This window comes from Caulobacter sp. KR2-114 (assembly GCF_049446115.1).
In the GTDB taxonomy this organism is placed as follows: Bacteria; Pseudomonadota; Alphaproteobacteria; order Caulobacterales; family Caulobacteraceae; genus Acaudatibacter.
This window is the reverse complement of the sequence record NZ_JBMSEC010000003.1, coordinates 505,234-523,277: the sequence shown is the minus strand read 5'-3', so window position 1 is coordinate 523,277 and position 18,044 is coordinate 505,234. Positions and strand designations below refer to the sequence as shown.

14 protein-coding genes are annotated in these 18,044 nt (G+C 70.8%); 6 read left to right on the top strand and 8 right to left on the bottom strand.

The window, feature by feature from the left end; genetic code table 11:
- Positions 1 to 57: 57 nt before the first annotated feature.
- From ACO2Q3_RS14795 to ACO2Q3_RS14765, 7 genes are all read right to left on the bottom strand, one after another.
- Positions 58 to 480: an OsmC family protein gene (locus ACO2Q3_RS14795; protein ID WP_423307767.1), complete on the bottom strand. Its 423-nt coding sequence runs from the start codon at positions 478 to 480 to the stop codon at positions 58 to 60.
- Positions 481 to 589: 109 nt separating this feature from the next.
- Positions 590 to 2,359, bottom strand: coding sequence for an ATP-binding protein (locus ACO2Q3_RS14790; protein WP_423307765.1), 1,770 nt, complete (start codon positions 2,357 to 2,359; stop codon positions 590 to 592).
- A gap of 175 nt (positions 2,360 to 2,534) precedes the next feature.
- The gene (locus ACO2Q3_RS14785) at positions 2,535 to 3,473 is read right to left on the bottom strand and encodes a nickel/cobalt efflux transporter (protein WP_423307763.1); all 939 of its coding nucleotides are present in this window, start codon (positions 3,471 to 3,473) and stop codon (positions 2,535 to 2,537) included.
- Positions 3,470 to 4,483 (bottom strand): class I SAM-dependent methyltransferase, encoded by a 1,014-nt coding sequence (locus tag ACO2Q3_RS14780; protein WP_423307761.1) that lies wholly within the window; start codon positions 4,481 to 4,483, stop codon positions 3,470 to 3,472. The genes ACO2Q3_RS14785 and ACO2Q3_RS14780 overlap by 4 nt, the downstream gene beginning before the upstream one ends.
- 21 nt (positions 4,484 to 4,504) lie before the next feature.
- Positions 4,505 to 4,759 (bottom strand): metal-sensing transcriptional repressor, encoded by a 255-nt coding sequence (locus ACO2Q3_RS14775; RefSeq protein ID WP_423307760.1) that lies wholly within the window; start codon positions 4,757 to 4,759, stop codon positions 4,505 to 4,507.
- A gap of 43 nt (positions 4,760 to 4,802) precedes the next feature.
- A complete protein-coding gene (locus ACO2Q3_RS14770) occupies positions 4,803 to 6,239 on the bottom strand; it encodes a serine hydrolase domain-containing protein (RefSeq protein WP_423307758.1) in 1,437 nt (478 codons plus the stop codon).
- A 67-nt stretch (positions 6,240 to 6,306) separates the two neighbouring features.
- Positions 6,307 to 7,473, bottom strand: a complete 1,167-nt coding sequence (locus ACO2Q3_RS14765; protein WP_423307756.1) for a helix-turn-helix domain-containing protein — start codon at positions 7,471 to 7,473, stop codon at positions 6,307 to 6,309.
- Positions 7,474 to 7,786: 313 nt separating this feature from the next.
- On the opposite strand from ACO2Q3_RS14765, the gene ACO2Q3_RS14760 reads away from it, so the two are divergent.
- From ACO2Q3_RS14760 to ACO2Q3_RS14740, 5 genes are all read left to right on the top strand, one after another.
- Entirely contained in the window at positions 7,787 to 10,306 is a 2,520-nt protein-coding gene (locus ACO2Q3_RS14760) for a TonB-dependent receptor (protein WP_423307754.1), read from the top strand.
- Between the two features lie 38 nt (positions 10,307 to 10,344).
- Positions 10,345 to 11,841 (top strand): MFS transporter, encoded by a 1,497-nt coding sequence (locus ACO2Q3_RS14755; protein WP_423307752.1) that lies wholly within the window; start codon positions 10,345 to 10,347, stop codon positions 11,839 to 11,841.
- 88 nt (positions 11,842 to 11,929) lie between these two features.
- Complete coding sequence (locus ACO2Q3_RS14750) at positions 11,930 to 13,174, top strand: TetR/AcrR family transcriptional regulator (protein WP_423307750.1); 1,245 nt, start codon at positions 11,930 to 11,932, stop codon at positions 13,172 to 13,174.
- A gap of 95 nt (positions 13,175 to 13,269) precedes the next feature.
- Positions 13,270 to 13,524 carry a GlsB/YeaQ/YmgE family stress response membrane protein gene (locus ACO2Q3_RS14745; protein WP_423307748.1) on the top strand — a complete coding sequence of 85 codons (255 nt, stop codon included), beginning with the start codon at positions 13,270 to 13,272 and terminating at the stop codon, positions 13,522 to 13,524.
- Between the two features lie 113 nt (positions 13,525 to 13,637).
- Positions 13,638 to 15,467: an MATE family efflux transporter gene (locus tag ACO2Q3_RS14740; RefSeq protein ID WP_423308013.1), complete on the top strand. Its 1,830-nt coding sequence runs from the start codon at positions 13,638 to 13,640 to the stop codon at positions 15,465 to 15,467.
- Positions 15,468 to 15,522: 55 nt separating this feature from the next.
- On the opposite strand, the gene ACO2Q3_RS14735 is transcribed toward ACO2Q3_RS14740, so the two are convergent.
- A complete protein-coding gene (locus ACO2Q3_RS14735; protein ID WP_423307746.1) occupies positions 15,523 to 16,419 on the bottom strand; it encodes a LysR family transcriptional regulator in 897 nt (298 codons plus the stop codon).
- A gap of 112 nt (positions 16,420 to 16,531) precedes the next feature.
- On the opposite strand from ACO2Q3_RS14735, the gene ACO2Q3_RS14730 reads away from it, so the two are divergent.
- Positions 16,532 to 18,043 carry a CoA-acylating methylmalonate-semialdehyde dehydrogenase gene (locus tag ACO2Q3_RS14730; protein ID WP_423307744.1) on the top strand — a complete coding sequence of 504 codons (1,512 nt, stop codon included), beginning with the start codon at positions 16,532 to 16,534 and terminating at the stop codon, positions 18,041 to 18,043.
- The last annotated feature ends 1 nt before the right edge of the window (position 18,044 follow it).

Sequence of the window (18,044 nt, the reverse complement as noted above, 5' to 3'; positions counted from 1 at the left end):
CCTCCCTTCCGTGACGTCATATTGGCGCCCCCCGCGGCGGTCGACGAGAGGCTGGGTTCAGAGCAGCTTTGCGTCGAGCGTGATCTCCGCATTGAGCACCTTGGACACAGGGCAGTTCTTTTCCGCGCCAGCGGCGAGGTCCTTGAATGTCGCCTCGTCGAGGCCCGGAACTTCAGCCGTGAGGGTGAGGGCCGACTTGCTGATCTTGAAGCCGCCGCCGTCGGGATCGAGGCTGACCGCCGCCTCGGTGTTGATCGCCGTCGGGGTGTAGCCGGCCTGCTGCATGGCGAAGGCCAGGGCCATGGTGAAGCAGCCCGCGTGCGCCGCCGCGATCAGCTCCTCCGGATTGGTGCCTTTCTCGTTCTCGAAGCGGGTCTTGAACGAATAGGGCGTCTCGCTGAGCACGCCGGAATCGGTGGTCAGGTCGCCGTCGCCGTCGCGACCGGTGCCGCGCCACGCGGCCTTGGCCTTGCGGATCATGATCTTGTTCCTCTCGGGGTCGTGGGGTTCACGCCGCGAGGGTAGGCAAGGCGCAGCCTGCGTCTTGCACGGGACCATCCTTGCCGGTCGTTTCCCGGCAGGCTCGATCTCAGCCGGCGCGGAGGCTGGCGTCCTCGGCTGCCGGCGCGCGCGCCACGGCGGCCTCGATGGCCGCGAACAGCCGGACGATGTCGATCGGCTTGCCGACGTGGTCGTCCATGCCGGCGGCGCGCATCTCGGCCACCTGATGCGTCATGGCGTTGGCCGTGAGGGCGATCACGGGCGTCGGCCGGCGCGCCTCGGCCGCTTCGCGCCGCCGGATTTCCTGGACGGCGGCGACACCGTCCATCACCGGCATCTGCACGTCCATCAGCACCACGTCCCAGTCGCCGGCGGCCCAGGCGTCCACGGCCTCGGCGCCGTTGGTGACGATGGTCAGGTCGGCGCCGGCGTGGCCCAGCAGGGCGGCGAGCACCAGGCGGTTCGCCTCGTTGTCCTCCGCCGCCAGGATGCGCAGCGGGGGGCCGGCAAGGGGAGCGGTCTCTGCGACGGCGGCCGCCGCCCCGGTTGCGGCCAGGCGCTCCAGCGGCAGGGATAAGGTGAAGGTCGACCCTCGGCCGGGCGCGCTCTCCAAAGCGATGCGCCCGCCCATCAGGGCCAGCAATTCGCGGCAGATCGCCAGGCCCAGCCCGCTGCCGCCGTGGCGGCGCGTGGTGGAGGCGTCCAGCTGCACGAACTTGTCGAACAGCTTGTCGCGCTGATCGTCGGCGATGCCAGGGCCGCTGTCGGCGACCGCCACGCTCAGCCAGCCGTCGGCGCCGGTCCAGGCGGTGACCTCGACCGCGCCCTCGGCGGTGAACTTCACGGCGTTGGAGACCAGGTTGTGCGCCACCTGGCGCAGGCGCGTGGGATCGCCCCGATACTGGCCCAGCGCCTCCGGCTCGATCTGCAGGTTCAGCGTCAGGCCCTTGTGCTCGGCCAGCTGGGCGAAGGCGGAGACCGCCGCCTGCAGGGTCTCGCCCAGGTCGAACGGCGTGGCCTCGATCTGCATCAGGCCGGCCTCGATCTTCGACAGGTCCAGCACGTCGTTCAGCACGGCGGTCAGGGACTGGCCGGCCTGGCGGATCACCGACAGGCGCTGGCGCTGCTCGTCCGACAATTCGCCCGCGGCCATCGCCTGCGCCATGCCCAGGACGCCGTTCAGGGGCGTGCGGATCTCATGGCTCATGGTGGCCAGGAAGGTGGTCTTGGCGGCATTGGCCTCGGCCGCCTCGTGTTCCTTGCGCCGCGCCACCGCCAGGGCCTCGGCCATGCGGTTGTCCGCGCCGATGCGCTTGGCGGCCGCCTGGTAGACATAGCCGAAGAAGGCCAGCACGCCGCTCAGCGCCAGGCCGGTCTTCAGCCAGGCTGGCGCGGGGCCGTGCGCGGGATGCTGGCCGGCGATCAGGGCGCCGACCAGGCCGCACAGCAGGGCCGCGCCCAGGGCGGCGCCGCCGATGCGGCGCGAGATCGCCAGCTCGTCGAGGCTACTCATGGCGACGCCGCCGATCACCGACATGCCGGCGATCACGGCCGTCTTCGTGCCGTCGTCGGCCAGGCCGATCGGCAGCGCGCAATAGGCGACGGTGTGGATGAAGGTGTAGAGGGCGAGGGCGCTTTCCAGGCGGTCGCCCGGGGCCGGACGCCGCGCGATCCAGTCGCACAGCGCCACGCCGCATCCGACCACCGCGAGGTTCGCCGCCAGCCACGCCAGGGCGAAGGCCGGGCCCAGGAACGCCCAGGCCGCGCCGGCGGCGAGGACGGTCAGCGGCAGGATGATCCTGCGGTCGCGCTGGCGGTAGGCGAGGACGTCGGTCCAGGGGCGCACGGGCTTGGCCATGCCGGAGCTCATGCTCCAGTCCCCACCGGACCTGACGCGACGCTCAGCACTCGGTACGCCCTCTCGCAGCGCGACCCCCCGAAGGCGGGACGGCACGGGGCGCACTATCCAAACGGGAAATGACCATAGGGTTACGGCGAGGTGGCGCCGCGTGAGGATTTTGGCGCTGCGGTTGTCAGCTGGCCAGGGCCTGGATCGCCTGCGCCCCGACCGCCAGCCCGACGACGCCGATCAGCGTCGCCGAGGCATAGGGCGCGCGCCTGGCGAAGGCGGCGAAGGCGCCGGAGAACCGGCGTTCCGCATGCCGCATGCCCACCGCCGCCACCACGCCCACAGTCACCATGGTCGCCGCCAGGCCGATCGAGAAGCACAGCACCAGCAGCGCGCCCAGGGCCAGCTGCTTCAGCTGCAGGCACAGCAGCAGCACGGTGATCGACGCCGGGCAGGGGATCAGGCCGCCGGTCAGGCCGAACAGGATCACCTGGCCGGTCGTCACCTGCCGGCCGGCGAACCGGCGCGCGATGTCCTCGGCGTGGGCGCGTTCGTGGGCGTCCGCATCCTCGCCCGCCAGCGCGGCGAGGTCGGCCTGAGCGTGCGCCGGGAGCGCGCCGTGAGCATGGCGATGATCGTCGTGGTCGTGGTCGTGGTCGTGGCCGTGCGCGTGGTCATGGTCATGCGCATGGTCGTGCCCGTGATGGTGGTCATGCGTGTGGGCGTGGTCATGATCGTGGTCGTGGTCGTGGTCGTGGTGCGCGTGCGCCCCCGGGCGCCCTTCGCGCCAGGTCCGCCACAGCATCCAGGCGGAGATGGCCACGATGACGGCTGCGGAGGCGAGCTGGAACCAGGGCTCGGACGTCTCCAGGTTCAGGTTGCGGCCGGCATAGAGGCCGCCCAGGGCGATCACCCAGACCACCAGGGTGTGCGACGCCGCCGCCGACAGCCCCAGCAGCACCGCCTGGGCCACGGTGCCGCGGATGGCGATGATGAAGGCGGTCATCACCGTCTTGGAATGCCCAGGCTCGAGGCCGTGCAGGGCGCCGAGAGTCAGGGCGCTGGGGATGAACAGCCAGAGGTTCGTCGACCCCTCGCGCAGCAGCTGGGCCAGGTCGGTCATGCCGCGGTGGCCCCGCTGACGGCGGCGGGCTTTTCCAGCAGCACGAACCAGGCGCCGTTGAACGCGCCCTCGTCGATCACCTGGAAGCCGGCGGCCCGCGCCATGCGCCGCCAGCCGGCCTTGCTGGTCAGCAGCAGCGAAAACACGTTGGCGACGGCGAACATGGTCAGCCCGGGCGTCCAGACCGCCATCAGGAACCGCCCGCCGGGGCGCAGCACGCGGAACGCCTCCTCGAGACCCTTCTGCTTGCCGGCCCCGAGATGGTCGTAGACGTGGGTCGAGACCGCGGCGTCAAAGCGTCCTTCGGCGAACGGCAGGGCGGTGAGGTCGGCCGACTGCACGTCCACGCGCCCCGAAAGGCCGGCGCGTTCCAGATTGTGCCGCAGCAGCTCGCGCCCGCCTCCGTCGATATACCCCGCGTCGAAGCGGTCCACGGCGACCACCCGGGCCGCGCCCAGCACCCGGCTGAGGGCGATGGTGGTGCGCCCGGCGCCGCAGCCGGCGTCGAGCACCAGCGGGGCCTCGCCGCGGATCAGGTCGACCATCGGCAGCACCACGTGATCGGGCCGCTGGAAGCCCTGCATGATCTGGTTGCCGGTCATCAGCACGATCGCCAGCGCCACGGCGATGAAGCCCAGCGGCCACAGCGCCGGCCACTGCAGCTCGATGACGATCGCCGCGGTGGCGGCGACCAGGGCGGCGATGGCCAGGCCGTTCATCCATCCCGGTCCCCAGCCGAAGTCATACCCGTCCTTCGCCGCCGGGCGGATCAGCCGCTGCACCCAGCCGCGGACGCCGGCGGACCAGGCCGAGGCGATCAGCACGATCGCCCCCAGCACATGGAAGCCGGCGAACAGCAGGATCGAGGTCGAGGCGATCTTCAGCTGCGGGAGGAAGATCATCATTCCGGCGCCGGCCAGGACGCCGGCGACGCCCATCAGCCACATGTGGCTGTGCGCGTTGCGCGGGCCGCGCGACGAGCCTTGCGGCGGGCCTTGGGTGTCGGACATGGGCCTCCCTCCTGACGGTCGTCAGAGATACTTGGCGAGCTGCTTGATCTCCCTGAGGTCGTCGCGCGCGTGCTCGCCACCCTCCAGGCAGTGCTCGATATGGTCGTGGATCAGCTCGCGCTTGGCGTTGCCGACGGCGGCCTCGACCGCGTGCAGCTGCTGCGCCAGGTCCAGGCACGGCCGCCCGCCCTCGATCATGGCGATGACCGAGCGCAGGTGCCCCTCGGCCCGCTTCAGGCGCTTGACGATGGCGGGATGCGAGGCGTGCTGATCCATGCGCCCATCCTATCCCCCTGGATAGGATGGGCAAGCGCGATGTTCAGCCCGCCGCGGCCAGCACCTCGCGGGTCAGCCGCTCCAGGCCGGCGATGTCCTCGCGGTCGTTGAAGGCCATGCCCATGCGCACGATGACGACGTGTCGCGAGGGGATGATCAGCACGTACTGGCCCTGGCTGCCGCGGGCCATGAAGCTGTCCGCCGGCAGGCCGGCGGCCACCCGCATCCGCTGCGCCTGGCCGTCGCCACGATTGGTCCAGAAGCCCGCGCCATAGCCGAACGCCTCGCTGCCCGGCGTCGGGCGGGCCGAATAGTCGACCCAGCCCGCCGGCAGGATGCGTTCCCCGCCGACCACCCCGTCGTCCAGATAGAGTTGGCCGAAGCGCGCCCAGTCGCGGGCGCTGGCCCACAGGTGGCTGGCGCCGACGAAGGTCCCGGCGGCGTCGAATTCCAGGGTGGTCCGGGTCATGCCCAGCTTATCGAACAGCTCGCGGTGGATGAAGCGCAGGGTCGAAGCCGCGTCGCCGCCGGCCTCGTCTCGGATCAGGCGCGACAGCAGCAGGGTATCGCCGTTGGTGTAGACCCACCGCGATCCGGGCGGGTCCTTCAGCCGGGCCTTCTCGGCGAAGCCGGCCATGTCCGAGGTATCGAACACCATGTGCGTGGTGGGGTCGAAGGCCACCGACAGGCCGTTGGTCATCGACTGGCCGATGTCGAGGCCGCTGGCCATGCGCTCGAGGTTGTCCGGCGTGATGGCGTGGCGGGGATCCTTCGGATCGGCCCAGGCGGCGACCGGCGCCGGCCGGTTCATGTCGAGCCGGCCCTGGCGCACCAGGATCCCCAGCAGGGCGTTGGTCACCGACTTGGTCATCGACCAGCCCAGGATCGGCGTGTCGACGCCATAGCCGGCGGCGTAGCGCTCGGCGATCACCCGGCCGTCCTTCAGCACCACGACCGCCTTGGTGGCCCGGTGCGGACCCTTGGCGGTCTCCGCGAAGGCGTGGTCCAGCGCCGCCTTGAGGGCCGGATCCGCCGGCTCGACGATCTGCAGGCCGGCGATCGGCGCCAGTAGCGGCGGGGCCGGCGGCGGCAGGTCGACGGTGGGGGCGGGCCGGCGCTCCGGATGTCCGCCGGGGGTCTCCAGGCGGCAGCCAAGGCCCGGATGAAAGGCGGCGGTGCGGCGATGGCCGCCGGCGGTGGTCACGGTCACGCTCATGGCCGCGCGGTCGACCTTGCGGACGATCAGCGGGCCGATCGGCCCGGCGCTGGGGGCCAGGGCGTCGCGGTAGTAGGCGTCGGGATCCTGGCCGCTGACGAACACCGCCCCGCACAGCTGACGCGCGGCGTAGCCGGAGGAGACGCCGAGGGCGTCGTTCAGGCTGCCGCAGGCCGCCAGGCCGGGGGCGGCGGCGATCAGGCCGGCTGCGGCGGGAAGCCAGCGACGCAGGGGGATGCGGGCGGCGGGACGGGCGGAAGGCATGGGGGCTCCGGGGCTGGCGCGGCAGGGCCGCTTGGACGCCCCTGCATGCCGACCGTGGCGGCCGCCCTCACGCCGAGTTCGAAATTCGGCCAGCCGATCCTGGAATGAAGCTTTCGGCCGCCGGGTCCGATGGCTGCTCGCTGTCCCCGGCAGGACCGCCGGACTGACGGCGCCACGCGCTGGGCGTCAGGCCGGTCTCGGCCTTGAACGCGCGGTTGAACGGGCCGAGCGAGGCGAAGCCGGCGTCGAGCGCAATGGTCAGGATCGGCACGGCGTCCTGTCCGCGGTCGGCGAGGGCGGCCCTGGCCTCGGCGATCCGGTAGCCGTTCAGGAAGCTGTTGAAGTTGCGATGGCCCAGCCCCTGATTGATCAGCCGGCGCAGGCGATATTCCGGCAGTCCCTGACGTGCGGCGAGCTGGCCGATGGTCAGGTTCTCCTGGCGATACAGTCGCTCCACGGCCATGGCGCGCTGCAGGTCGGCGACCAGCGCCAGGTCCTCGGGCGTCAGCGGGGCCTCGGCGGCCGCCACTGGGGAGGCGGGCTCCGCCGCCGCGCCGGCCGGTTCCGGGAAAAGGCTCGCGCCGCCGCCGACGCTGAGAAGAGACCAGGCGACCACTCCGGCGATGGCGGCGAGGCTCAGGGCCTGCAGCAGCGCGACCAGGTGCGGCGCCGCCGCAGCGGCGCCGAGGCCGTTGGCCAGGGTGTTGAAGACGATATAGCCCGCGCAGGCGCCAACGATGAACAGCCGCAGCCGCCGGCGTCGCTCGACCAGGTCGGCGCGCCAGGAGGCGAGGGTCTGAACCACGGCCAGCGTGGCGAACGCCAGGCCCGAAAGCGCCATGGCCGCGTCCGCCAGGCGGAAGGCGACGTCGCCACGCGCCAGCAGTTGGCCCTGGGCGAGGCCCAGGGCGGCGAGGGTCAGCCAGAGCCCCAGGTGCCAGGGTCTCGGCCGGAAGCCATCGTCGAACAGGCTGCGGGCGAACAGCCAGAACACCATGTTGTTGCCGGCCGTCAGCGCCATGATCGGCGCCGCCCACACGCCGAGACGGCCATCCACCCCGCGCGCCGTGCAGATGGCGAAGGCGGCTACGCCGAGGGCGAAGGCCGCCCCCAGGCGTCCGGCGATGACACGGCCATGGTCGCGCGCCAGGAGCCCCGCCAGCATCAGCAGCAGCACGCAGGATCCGCCGCGCAGCAGCAGGTTCGCCGTGGTGAGCAGGGAGGCATCGGCCATCACGCGCAGGTCTAGCACCCGCCGGCTTCGGCGGCCACGCATCCGCCCGAACGCGCGTTTCAGAAAAGTGTCGCGGCGCCCCTAGCGTCACCTCTGAAATCTGGGTACCGTTTTTTCAAATTCTGCGCCGCGTGGCGTCTCGGGTGGATCGCTGCGCTTGAACGCGTCGGTTCAAACCCCTGACAAAGCGCAGAAAAGCAGAGGCGCCCGACAATGGGGCAACCGCAAGACGCGAGTCTGGCGTCGCGCGGTCGTGGGATGGAAGCGTACCTGGAAAACAAAACGGCGTTCGCGCCGAAGGGGAGGGTTTGACATGTCCAGGAAAGTGCTGCTGCGGGCTGCCTGCGGCTGGATGGCGCTGGCCGGCGGGCTGGCGGGCGGCCTTGCGGCCAGGGCCGCGGACGCCGGGACGGACGCCAACGCGCCGTCATCCTCCGCCCCGGTGCTGGGCGAGGTGCTGGTCACGGCGCAGAAGCGCAGCGAGAACCTCGAGAAGGTGCCGGTGGCGGTCTCGGCCTATACGTCGAAGCAGCGCGACCTGGTGGGGATCGAGACCATCCAGGACCTGACCAACTTCACGCCGGGCCTGGCCTATTCCACCTCGCTGGACCGGGCCTATGTGCGCGGCGTCGGCCGCCAGACCAACAACCTGTCCACCGACCCCGGCGTGGCCACCTATTCGGACGGGGTCTACAATTCCAGCGTGGTGGCCGCGGCCGGCGACTCCCTGTTCGTCGAGCGGGTGGAGGTGCTGCGCGGACCACAGGGCACCCTCTATGGCCGCAACTCCGTCGGCGGGGCCATCGACTCGATCTCGCGTCGGCCCAGCCGGACCTTCTACGCCGAAGGCCGGGCGGTGATCGGCAACTACGGGACGCACAATGTCGAGGCGGCCGTGTCCGGCCCGCTGAACGACGAATGGCGCTTCCGGCTGGCGGCCTATCGCAATGAGCAGACCCGGGGCTATTTCCACAACGTCGCCGGCGGACCCAGCGAGGGCGGCCGAGGCAGCAGCTGGTACGTGGAGGGCCAGGTCGACGCCAACCTCGGCGAGCACCTGGATTTCTGGGCCAAGCTCAGCGACTTCGGCTACGACAATTCATACCGGGGCGGCAATTCGGTGGGGTCCTACGACTACGCCGAGTATCCGCCCGGCAGCCTGGGCCCGGGATCGTCGTTCGGCTTCACCCTGCCGGGGTTCACGGAGATCGGCTCGGCCACGCAGAACCCGGGCCTGAGCAACATCCGCAACTTCTCGACCAACACGCCCGAGCGGGCGCATCTGACCAACGACTACAACGCCGCGATACACCTGACCTGGCACACGCCGTGGAACGCCGACCTGAAGTACATCGGCGGGTTCAGCACCTATCGCTACGCCCTGCTGACCGACTACGACAATACCAGCATCACCTCATACCAGATCCCGACCAACCCGAGCCTGGTGTGCGGCGGCTTCGCCTGCCCGCCGCTGACGGTCTATCCAACGGTGATCTTCGGCTACAAGGAGAACAAGACCTACTTCAGCAACGAGCTGAACCTGACCTCGACGGGGCATGGCCCGCTGCAGTGGATCGTCGGCTTCTACCAGTACCACGAGCACTACAACCAGCCGGTGGACATCCCGCTGCCGGACCAGGCGCAGCTGGCCGCGCCGGCCGGGGCGCCGGCCAATCCCAGCCGCGACATCTATTACATCGACCAGAACATGCACGAGAGCTCGTACGCGGGCTTCGCCCAGGCGGACTGGTCCTTGAACAGCCAGTTCAAGATCACCGGCGGCATCCGCTACAGCCACGACGCCAAGAGCGGCGTGGAGCATACCCGCCAGCTGTGCTTCGCCCTGCCGGCCTGCGGCTTCGATCCGGCGGTGTATGGCGCCTTCACTCCGGCGCTCGACATCACCAGCTTCCTGATCGCGCCGCTGAGTGGGGTATATCCGGGCGCCGGCCCGATCACGGTGGATCCGAAGACCGGCGTCTATTCGCGCAACCTCTCCGGCGCCTGGAGCGCCTGGACCGGCACGGCCGGCCTGCAGTGGACGCCCACCGAACACGCCATGGCCTATTTCAAGTACAGCCGCGGCTACAAGTCGGGCGGCTTCAACTCCGGCACCCTGTCGCCCTTCCCGGAGACCCAGCCGGAGGCGATCGACGCCTATGAGCTGGGCGCCAAGGTGACGCTGGCCCGGCGGCTGCAGCTGAACGGGGCGCTGTTCTACTACGACTACTTCGGCATGCAGATTCCGCTGTCGACCCAGCCGCCGCAGGGGCCGGTGACGACGATCTTCGTCAACCTGAACCACGTGGTGTCCTACGGCGCCGAGCTGGAGGCGGTGTGGCAGGCGACCGACGACCTGCAGCTGCTGCTGAGCTATTCCTACCTGCACGCCACCATCAAGAGCGGCTGCTGCTTCGCCGACGCCATCCAGCCGGGCCTGGGCCTGCAGAGCGTGGTCGGGCAGACGGTGCCGGAGTCGCCGCGCAACAAGGTCGCGCTGAACGGCAACTACACCTTCCACCTCGACGCCGGGACCCTGACCCTGTCGGCCAGCTATATCTGGAAGGACCGCACCTACGATGCGATCTTCAACCGGCCCTGGTACCTGGCGCCGGCCTATAGCCAGGTCGACCTGCGGGCCAGCTTCACCGACAAGGCCAACCGCTACACGGTGATCGCCTTCGCCAAGAACCTGAACAACGCGGCGGGGGCCGACAACGTCGGCGCGACCCTGCTGGGGGCGGCCGCGCCGGGGACCCTGGCCTACAGCCAGACCATTGGCCTGATCCCGCCACGGACATACGGTGTTGAACTGCAATACCGCTTCCGGTGAACTGGAGGGCAAAACCACACAAGGTCGAGGAACGTCCGATGCCGCAAGACAAGCCCGCGCCCCGGCTGGGGCTGGGCGTGAAGCTCAGCTATGGCTTCGGCTCCGTCGCCTTCGGGGTGGCCAGCCAGGCGCTGTCCACCTCGATCATCGTGCAATACCTGAACCTGGCCGTGGGGATATCGGCGGTTCTGGTCGGGGCGGCGATCATGGTCTCGCAGATCGTGGACGCCGTGGTGGACCCGCTGGTGGGCCAGTGGTCGGACGGCGTCTCGACCCGCTGGGGCCGGCGCCACCCGTTCATGTACGCGTCGGCCCTCCCCTGCGCCCTGGCGTTCTACGCCCTGTGGCACCCGCCGACCGCCTGGGCGCCCATGCAGCTGTTCGCCTACATGGTGGCGGTGCTGGTGGTGGTGCGGATCTTCAACGCCATGTACGAGATCCCCTCCTCGGCGCTCGCCCCGGAACTGGCCCCCGACTACAACGACCGCACCGGGCTGCTGGCCTACCGCTGGTTCTTCGGCATCCTCGGGGCGACGGTGATGATCGCCTTCCTGAACATCGTCTTCCTGCGCCGCGACGCGACCCACACCCTGGGCGTGCTGAACCGCGAGGGATATTCGCAGTGGGGCGCGATCGCCGCCGTTGTGATCCTGGTGTCGATCCTGTTCTCGTCCGCGGCCACGCACCGGCTGATCCCAACCCTCAGCCCGCCGACGATCCGCAAGACCGGCGCGCGCGTGGCGCTGAGGGAATCGTTCGGCGCCCTGACCAACCCGTCGATGGCGGCGCTGATGGCCTCGGGCTTGATCTCGGGGGTGGCCGGCGGGGTGACGGCGACGGTCAATCCCTACCTCTACCTCTACTTCTGGGGCCTGCCGCCGCAGCTCACCGCCACCCTTGTGTTCGCGGCCCTGCCGGCCAGCATCCTGGCGACGGTGCTCGCGCCGATCGTGTCGAAGCGCTACGGCAAGAAGCCGACCATGATCAGCCTGTTCGCCATCTCGCTGGTGGCGTCGCTGGTGCCGATCACGATGCGCCTGACGGGCCTGGCGCCGCCCAACGGCAGCGTCTGGGTGACGGTGCTGCTCAGCGCCGACGTGTTCGTTGCCGGCATTCTCGGCCTGATGGGCTACATCATCGTCTCGTCGATGGTCGCCGACGTGGTGGAGGACCAGGCGGCACGGTCCGGCGTGCGCTCGGAAGGGCTGCTGTTCGCGGCCAACGGCCTGCTGCCCAAGCTGACCGGCGGCATCGGCGCCTTCCTGGGCGGGCTGCTGGTCACCGCCGTGCATTTCCCGGTCAGGACGCAGCAGGGCGCGGTCGACCCGCATATCGTGCACAACCTGGCCGTGGCCTACCTGCCGATCACCGCCGTGCTCAGCGGCGCGGCGATCTTCGTGCTGCGCTACTACCGGATCGACAAGTCGACGCACGAGCACAACCTGGCCACCATCCAGGAGGCGGCGGCGATCGCGGAGCTTGCCCACGGCGAAGATCCGGCGACGCGGGCCGCCGCCATCACTCAGGTCACCTGACCCGCATCCGGTCGCGCACAACCCAATGGCAGTGGACGGGGCCCGCCCCCCGGGCTAGCCCGGGGGCATGGATGACACGAGCGGGGCCATGACGCGCGGGGGCGCGACGGGCGGCGGGCGAGGCGGGCGAAAGTTCCAGGCCCGCCGCGACCTGATCATCGGCGTCGCCACCGAGATGCTGAACGAGCGCGGCGTGCGCGGCATGACCCTGGCCGACGTCGCCGCCCGCGCCAGCATGGTGACCACCGGCATCGCCTACTATTTCGGCCGCAAGGAAGCCCTGGCCGCCGCCTGCTTCGAGGCGGGGCTGGTGCGGCTGGAGGCGCTGGCCGCCGCCGCCATGGAGGGGGACACCGCCGAGGCGCGGCTGACCTTGTTCGTCCGCGGCTATTTCGCCCTCAGCGAGCGCATCCGGCGGGGCGAGGAGCCGGATATCCCGATCTTCTCCGACATCCGCACCCTGTCCGAGCCGATCCTCAGCCTGGTGCTGCAGCGCTACATGACCTTCTTCGGCAAGGTGCGCGACCTTCTCCGGACGCCCGAGCTGGCCTGGCTGCGCGCCAGCGCCGCGGCCGCGCGCACCAACATCATCCTGGAACAGATCTACTGGCTGCGCGCCTGGCGGGGCCGATACGACGCCGAGGACCAGGCGCGGCTTTGCGAGCGCATGCTGGACGTGCTGCTGAACGGCATCGCCGCCCCGGGGGCGATCTGGGCGCCGCGGCCGCTCGACCTGGAGCAGGCCATGACCCCGCGCCTCGGCGCGGCGCCGGAGGCGCTGATCACGGCCGCCATCCGCCAGATCAACCAGCACGGCTACAAGGGCGCCTCGGTGGAGCGGATCTCGGCCGCGCTGAAGCGCACCAAGGGCGCTTTCTATCACCACATCGAGGCCAAGGACGACCTGGTGCTGGCCGGCTTCGAGCGGACCTACGACGTGCTCAAGGCGGCGCAGAGCGAGGCGCTGCGGCTGGACGCAGACCCCTGGGTCAGGCTGCATTCGGCCGCCGCGGCGCTGGCGGAATTCCAGCTGACGCCGCGCGGGCCGCTGATGCGCACCTCGGCGCTGCAATCCCTGCCCGAGGCCCTGCGCGCGCCGGTGATCGAGCGCTCCGACCGCATCGCCCGGCGCTTCTCCGGCATGATCGCCGACGGCGTCGCCGCTGGAGTGCTGCGTCCGGTGGACCCGGCCGTGGCGGCGCAGATGCTGAACGCGGCGATCAATTCGGTGGCCGACCTGCGGCTGGGCGACCGCGAGCGCGAGCCGCGCGAAGCCGACCGGCTGTACATGGCGCCGATGCTGATGGGCATCCTGAAACGCGTGAATGTGTAGCCGCCGTGTGCGGCCGCGCCGGAACCCCCGCCGCGTTCGCGATTTCCTTCGGGCATAAGGCGGAGCGGGTCCGCCTCCTCTCGTGGAGGAGAGTCATGTCCATTCTCGCATGGCTGGTGGTCGGCCTGATCGCGGGCTTCATCGCCAGCAAGATCATCAACAAGCGCGGCGAAGGCTTCCTCATGGACATCGTCCTTGGGGTCGTCGGCGCCATCGTCGGCGGTTTCATCTTCAACTTCTTCGGCCATTCCGGCGCGACCGGGATCAACATCTACAGCATCTTCGTGGCGGTGATCGGCGCGATCGTGGTGCTGTTCGCCTACCACGCGGTGGTGGGTCGAAGGGTCTAGCGGCGTTGCTATGATTTCGATTCCATCGAAATCATAGCTGCATCGAATTCAGTATTGTTACGTCAAGCGGCGCCTCAGGGTCGGCAAAACCCTGGAGCGCCGTCTTGCTGTCCGTGACCCACCTGAAAACCCTCTCTGCCCAGGCCTGGCCGGCGATCGCCGCCCTGGTGATCCAGAACGCCCTGGGCGTGATCACGACGGCCCTGGTCGGGCGGCTGGGCGATGCGGCCCTCGCGGGTGTCGGCGTGGCCAACGCCCTGTTCTCCGTCCTCCTGGCGTTGCTGTTCGGTCTCGATGCGGCGGTGCAGACCCTGTCCGCGCATCGCCTGGGCGCGGGCGACGCCGCGGGCGCTGGCCGGGCCCTGCGCCGGGGCCTCATGGTGAGCGCCGGTCTGGGCGTGGCGCTGATGGCGGTGATCTACGGCGCCGCGCCGAGGGTGATGCCCCTGGCCGTCCACGATGTCGCCGCGGCGCGCGCCGGCCAGGCGTTCCTGGAGGGATTTGCGCCGCTCCTGCCGGTGCTGGGGCTGAACATGACGTTCGCCGCATACTGGTACGGCGTCGGCCGACCGGGGCGGGCGCTGCTGGTCAGCGTGGCGCAGACGCCGGCGCACGCCCTGCTGTGCTGGACCCTGTCGCTCGGCCCCGCGGGCCTGCCCGCGCTCGGGCCGTTCGGGGCCGGGCTGGGCGCCAGCCTGGCCGCCACCTTCGCCCTGGGCCTGCACGTCGCCCTGGCCTGGCGCACGCCGGGCCTGCGCCGGCCGCCGCCGGGCCGCGATCTGGGCGAGATGGCCCGCATCGGCCTGCCGATCAGCCTGCAGCAGTCGCTGTACTACGTCGGCCTCACCCTGGCTTTCACGGTGATCGCCCGGATCGGCGTCGCGCCGCTGGCGGCGGCCAGCGCGATCAACACCCTGGCCCTGGTCGGCGCCTTCGCCGCCGGAGGGGTCGGCACCGCCGCCGCGAGCCAGGTCTCCGCCGCCCTGGGGCGGGCCCAGCCGCGTGAGGCCGAGGCCTGGGGCTGGATGTCGGCCGGCTTCGCCGCGGCGATCCTGGCGCCGTTTTCACTGGCGCTTCTGGCCTTTCCCGAGGCCGCCTTGCGCCTTTTCCTCAGCAACCCCGCCACCGTCGCCCTGGCCGTGGCGCCGGCCCGCCTGATGGCGCTGAGCCTCTGCGTGACCGGCGTCTCGACAGTGCTGGGCTACACCCTTCGCGGCGCCGGATCGACCACGGCCGCATCGCTTCTCGGCTTCGCCAACCAGTGGCTGATCCACCTGCCCTTCAGCTGGTGGGTCGGGGTGAGGCTGGGCTTTGGCCTGACCGGGGTGCTGCTGGTGCTGACGCTTTCCGGCGTCGCCAACGCCGCGCTCCTGGCGCTGCTCTGGCGCCGGCGCTTCCAGGCCCGCAGGCAGGACGACCTGCCGCCCGTCGACCTGGCCCGCCGCATCGTGGTGATGGGTGGCGCGGGGGCCGGCAAGTCGACGCTCGCGCGACGCCTGGGCGAACGGCTCGGCCTGCCGGTGACCCACCTCGACCGTCTCTTCTACGGTCCGGGCTGGGCGCCGGTCGGCGAGGACGCCTTCCGCGCGCGTGTGGCCGCCGCGCTTGCCGGGGACGCCTGGGTGGTCGAGGGAACCTATCACGAGGCCGCGGCGCTCAGCCTGCCCCGGGCCGACCTGGTGATCTGGCTGGACCGTCCGACGGCCCTCAGGCTGTGGCGCACCTGGCGCAAGACGCGGATCGGGCGCATGCGGCCGCGCGCCGACCGACCAGACGGCTGCGACGAGGGCTTCGGCCTCACCTATGTCCGCACCATTCTGGCGTTCGGCGCGTGGACGCGGGCGGTCGAGGCCTCGGTCCGTCGGGTGGCGAGCCGGGCCACGGTGCTCTGCCTGCGCTCCGACCGGCAGGTCGACGCCCTGGTGGAGCGGCGGGTCGGCTGACGGGCGCGGGCGGGGGCGCCAGCGCACTGCGGCGGCTGCGGGCGGCTTCCCGACGTCAGGCGGATTGCGGCGTCAGCACCGCCCGCTCGGCGGCGACCAGCGCTTTCAGCCAGTTGCGCACGGCGCGGATGCGCGCGGTGGCCGCCACGTCGCGGTGGGTGGAAATCCAGAAGCGACGCGTCAGGCGAACGGTCTGCGGCAGCACGCGCACCAGGCCCTCGGCCATGAAGCACGGCAGCACGCCGACGCCGCCGCCCGCCGCCAGCATCTGCCGCTGGGCGCGCAGCGAGGTGGACGACAGGCGCGGCCGCAGCCCCGGGTCGATCTCCTCGAGATAGCGCAACTCGGGCGCATAGATCTGGTCCTCGACATAGCCGACCAGCCAATGATCGCCGAGCGCCTCGACACTGGCCGGAGCCGGACGGGCGGCGAGATAGGCCGGCGCTGCGAAGAGGCCGAGGGCGTAGTCGGTCAGCGGTTCGACCAGCAGACGCGGGCTTTCCGGCGCACTGAGGGTGATGGCCATGTCCACCTCGCGCTTCAGCGGCGACATCAGGCCGGGATTGGCGATCAGCTCAAGGGCGAGGCGCGGGTGGCGGCGGGCGAGGTCCGGCAGGGCGGGGGCCAGCACCTGACCGCCGAAGCCCTCCGGGGCGCTCAGCCGCACGGCGCCGGCCACGGCGCCGGCGGTGGCGTCGGCCTGGGCGCTTTCCAGGGCGGCGTTCATCGCGGCTTCGGCGACGCCGGCGCCGTCCAGCAGCCGCGTCCCGGCGGCGGTGAGCTGCAGGCCGCTGCGGGTGCGCACGAACAGGGTCGCCTTCAGGGCGCTCTCCAGGGCGGCGATGCGCCGGCCGACGGTTGTGGCGTCGAGGCCCAGGCGCCGCGCCGCGGCGGCCGTGGTTCCGCTCCGGGCGGCGGCGATGAACACCCTGAGGTCGTCCCAGTCGAACATCGGCGAGCTATGAGCTGCAGAAGTGCAGGTAGCAAGGTGGGAATTTGCAGCGGCGCGGCGGCGCCATGCGGTGCTAGGGGTTCAGGCCCATTCGAGGAACGCGGGAACAGCCATGCGCCAGATCAGCCATTTCGTCAGCGGCGCCTCGCTCGCCGGAACCTCCGGCCGCACGGGCGAAGTGTTCGATCCCAACACCGGCGAGGTCCAGGCCACGGTTGACCTGGCCAGCGCGGCCGAGCTGGACGCGGCGGTCCGCGCGGCGGCGGCGGCGCAGCTGCGCTGGGCGGCGGTGAACCCGCAGCGCCGCGCCCGGGTGCTGTTCGAATTCAAGCGCCTGGTCGAGGCGCGCATGGACGAGCTGGCGAGCCTGCTGTCGTCCGAGCACGGCAAGGTGGTCGCCGACTCCAAGGGCGATATCCAGCGTGGTCTGGAAGTGATCGAATTCGCCTGCGGCATCCCGCACGCGCTGAAGGGCGAGTACACCGAGGGCGCCGGCCCCGGCATCGACGTCTATTCCATGCGCCAGCCCCTGGGCGTGGTCGCCGGCATCACCCCGTTCAACTTCCCGGCCATGATCCCGATGTGGATGTTCGGCGTGGCGGTGGCCTGCGGCAACACCTTCATCCTCAAGCCCTCCGAGAAGGACCCGAGCGTGCCGGTGCGGCTGGCGGAGCTGTTCATGGAGGCCGGGGCCGCGGTCGGCATCGACGTGGCCGGGGTGCTGAACGTGGTGCATGGCGACAAGGTGGCCGTCGACGCCATCCTCAAGCATCCGGAGATCCGGGCGGTGAGCTTCGTCGGCTCCTCCGACATCGCCCACTATGTCTACGCCACCGGCACGGCCGAGGGGAAACGGGTGCAGGCCATGGGTGGGGCCAAGAACCACGGCATCGTGCTGCCGGACGCCGACCTCGACCAGACGGTGAAGGACCTGGTGGGCGCCGCCTACGGCTCGGCCGGCGAGCGGTGCATGGCCCTGCCGGTGACGGTGCCGGTGGGCGCCAGGACCGCCGAGGCCCTGCGCGAGCGGCTGCTGGCCGAGATCGACACGCTGAAGGTCGGCGTCTCCACCGATGCGGCGGCGCAGTACGGCCCGGTGGTCAGCGCCGCGCACCGCGCCAAGATCGAGGGCTATATCCAGATGGGCGTCGACGAGGGCGCCGAGCTGGTGGTCGACGGCCGCGGCTTCACCCTGCAGGGTTACGAGAAGGGCTTCTTCGTCGGCCCCAGCCTGTTCGACCACGTCAAGCCGAGCATGAGGACCTACCAGGAGGAGATCTTCGGCCCGGTGCTGCAGATGGTCCGCGCCGAGAGCTTCGAGGAGGCCCTCGAACTGCCATCCGCCCACCAATACGGCAATGGCGTCGCCATCTTCACCCGCAACGGCCGCGCCGCGCGCGAATTTGCCTCGCGGGTCAACGTCGGCATGGTCGGCATCAATGTGCCGATCCCGGTGCCGGTGGCCTACCACACCTTCGGCGGCTGGAAGCGCAGCGCCTTCGGCGACGCCAACCAGCACGGCATGGAGGGCGTGCGGTTCTACACCAAGGTCAAGACCGTGACGGCGCGCTGGCCGGAAGGCGAATCGGCCGACAGCGCGTTCGTCATCCCGACCATGAAATAGG

Excerpts from the sequence above, each read along its gene's own strand:
- ACO2Q3_RS14795 (WP_423307767.1), bottom strand. The coding sequence starts at position 480 with ATGATCCGCAAGGCCAAGGCCGCGTGGCGCGGCACCGGTCGCGACGGC.
- ACO2Q3_RS14790 (WP_423307765.1), bottom strand. The coding sequence starts at position 2,359 with ATGGCCAAGCCCGTGCGCCCCTGGACCGACGTCCTCGCCTACCGCCAG.
- ACO2Q3_RS14785 (WP_423307763.1), bottom strand. The coding sequence starts at position 3,473 with ATGACCGACCTGGCCCAGCTGCTGCGCGAGGGGTCGACGAACCTCTGG.
- ACO2Q3_RS14780 (WP_423307761.1), bottom strand. The coding sequence starts at position 4,483 with ATGTCCGACACCCAAGGCCCGCCGCAAGGCTCGTCGCGCGGCCCGCGC.
- ACO2Q3_RS14775 (WP_423307760.1), bottom strand. The coding sequence starts at position 4,759 with ATGGATCAGCACGCCTCGCATCCCGCCATCGTCAAGCGCCTGAAGCGG.
- ACO2Q3_RS14770 (WP_423307758.1), bottom strand. The coding sequence starts at position 6,239 with ATGCCTTCCGCCCGTCCCGCCGCCCGCATCCCCCTGCGTCGCTGGCTT.
- ACO2Q3_RS14765 (WP_423307756.1), bottom strand. The coding sequence starts at position 7,473 with ATGGCCGATGCCTCCCTGCTCACCACGGCGAACCTGCTGCTGCGCGGC.
- ACO2Q3_RS14760 (WP_423307754.1), top strand. The coding sequence starts at position 7,787 with ATGTCCAGGAAAGTGCTGCTGCGGGCTGCCTGCGGCTGGATGGCGCTG.
- ACO2Q3_RS14755 (WP_423307752.1), top strand. The coding sequence starts at position 10,345 with ATGCCGCAAGACAAGCCCGCGCCCCGGCTGGGGCTGGGCGTGAAGCTC.
- ACO2Q3_RS14750 (WP_423307750.1), top strand. The coding sequence starts at position 11,930 with ATGACGCGCGGGGGCGCGACGGGCGGCGGGCGAGGCGGGCGAAAGTTC.
- ACO2Q3_RS14745 (WP_423307748.1), top strand. The coding sequence starts at position 13,270 with ATGTCCATTCTCGCATGGCTGGTGGTCGGCCTGATCGCGGGCTTCATC.
- ACO2Q3_RS14735 (WP_423307746.1), bottom strand. The coding sequence starts at position 16,419 with ATGTTCGACTGGGACGACCTCAGGGTGTTCATCGCCGCCGCCCGGAGC.
- ACO2Q3_RS14730 (WP_423307744.1), top strand. The coding sequence starts at position 16,532 with ATGCGCCAGATCAGCCATTTCGTCAGCGGCGCCTCGCTCGCCGGAACC.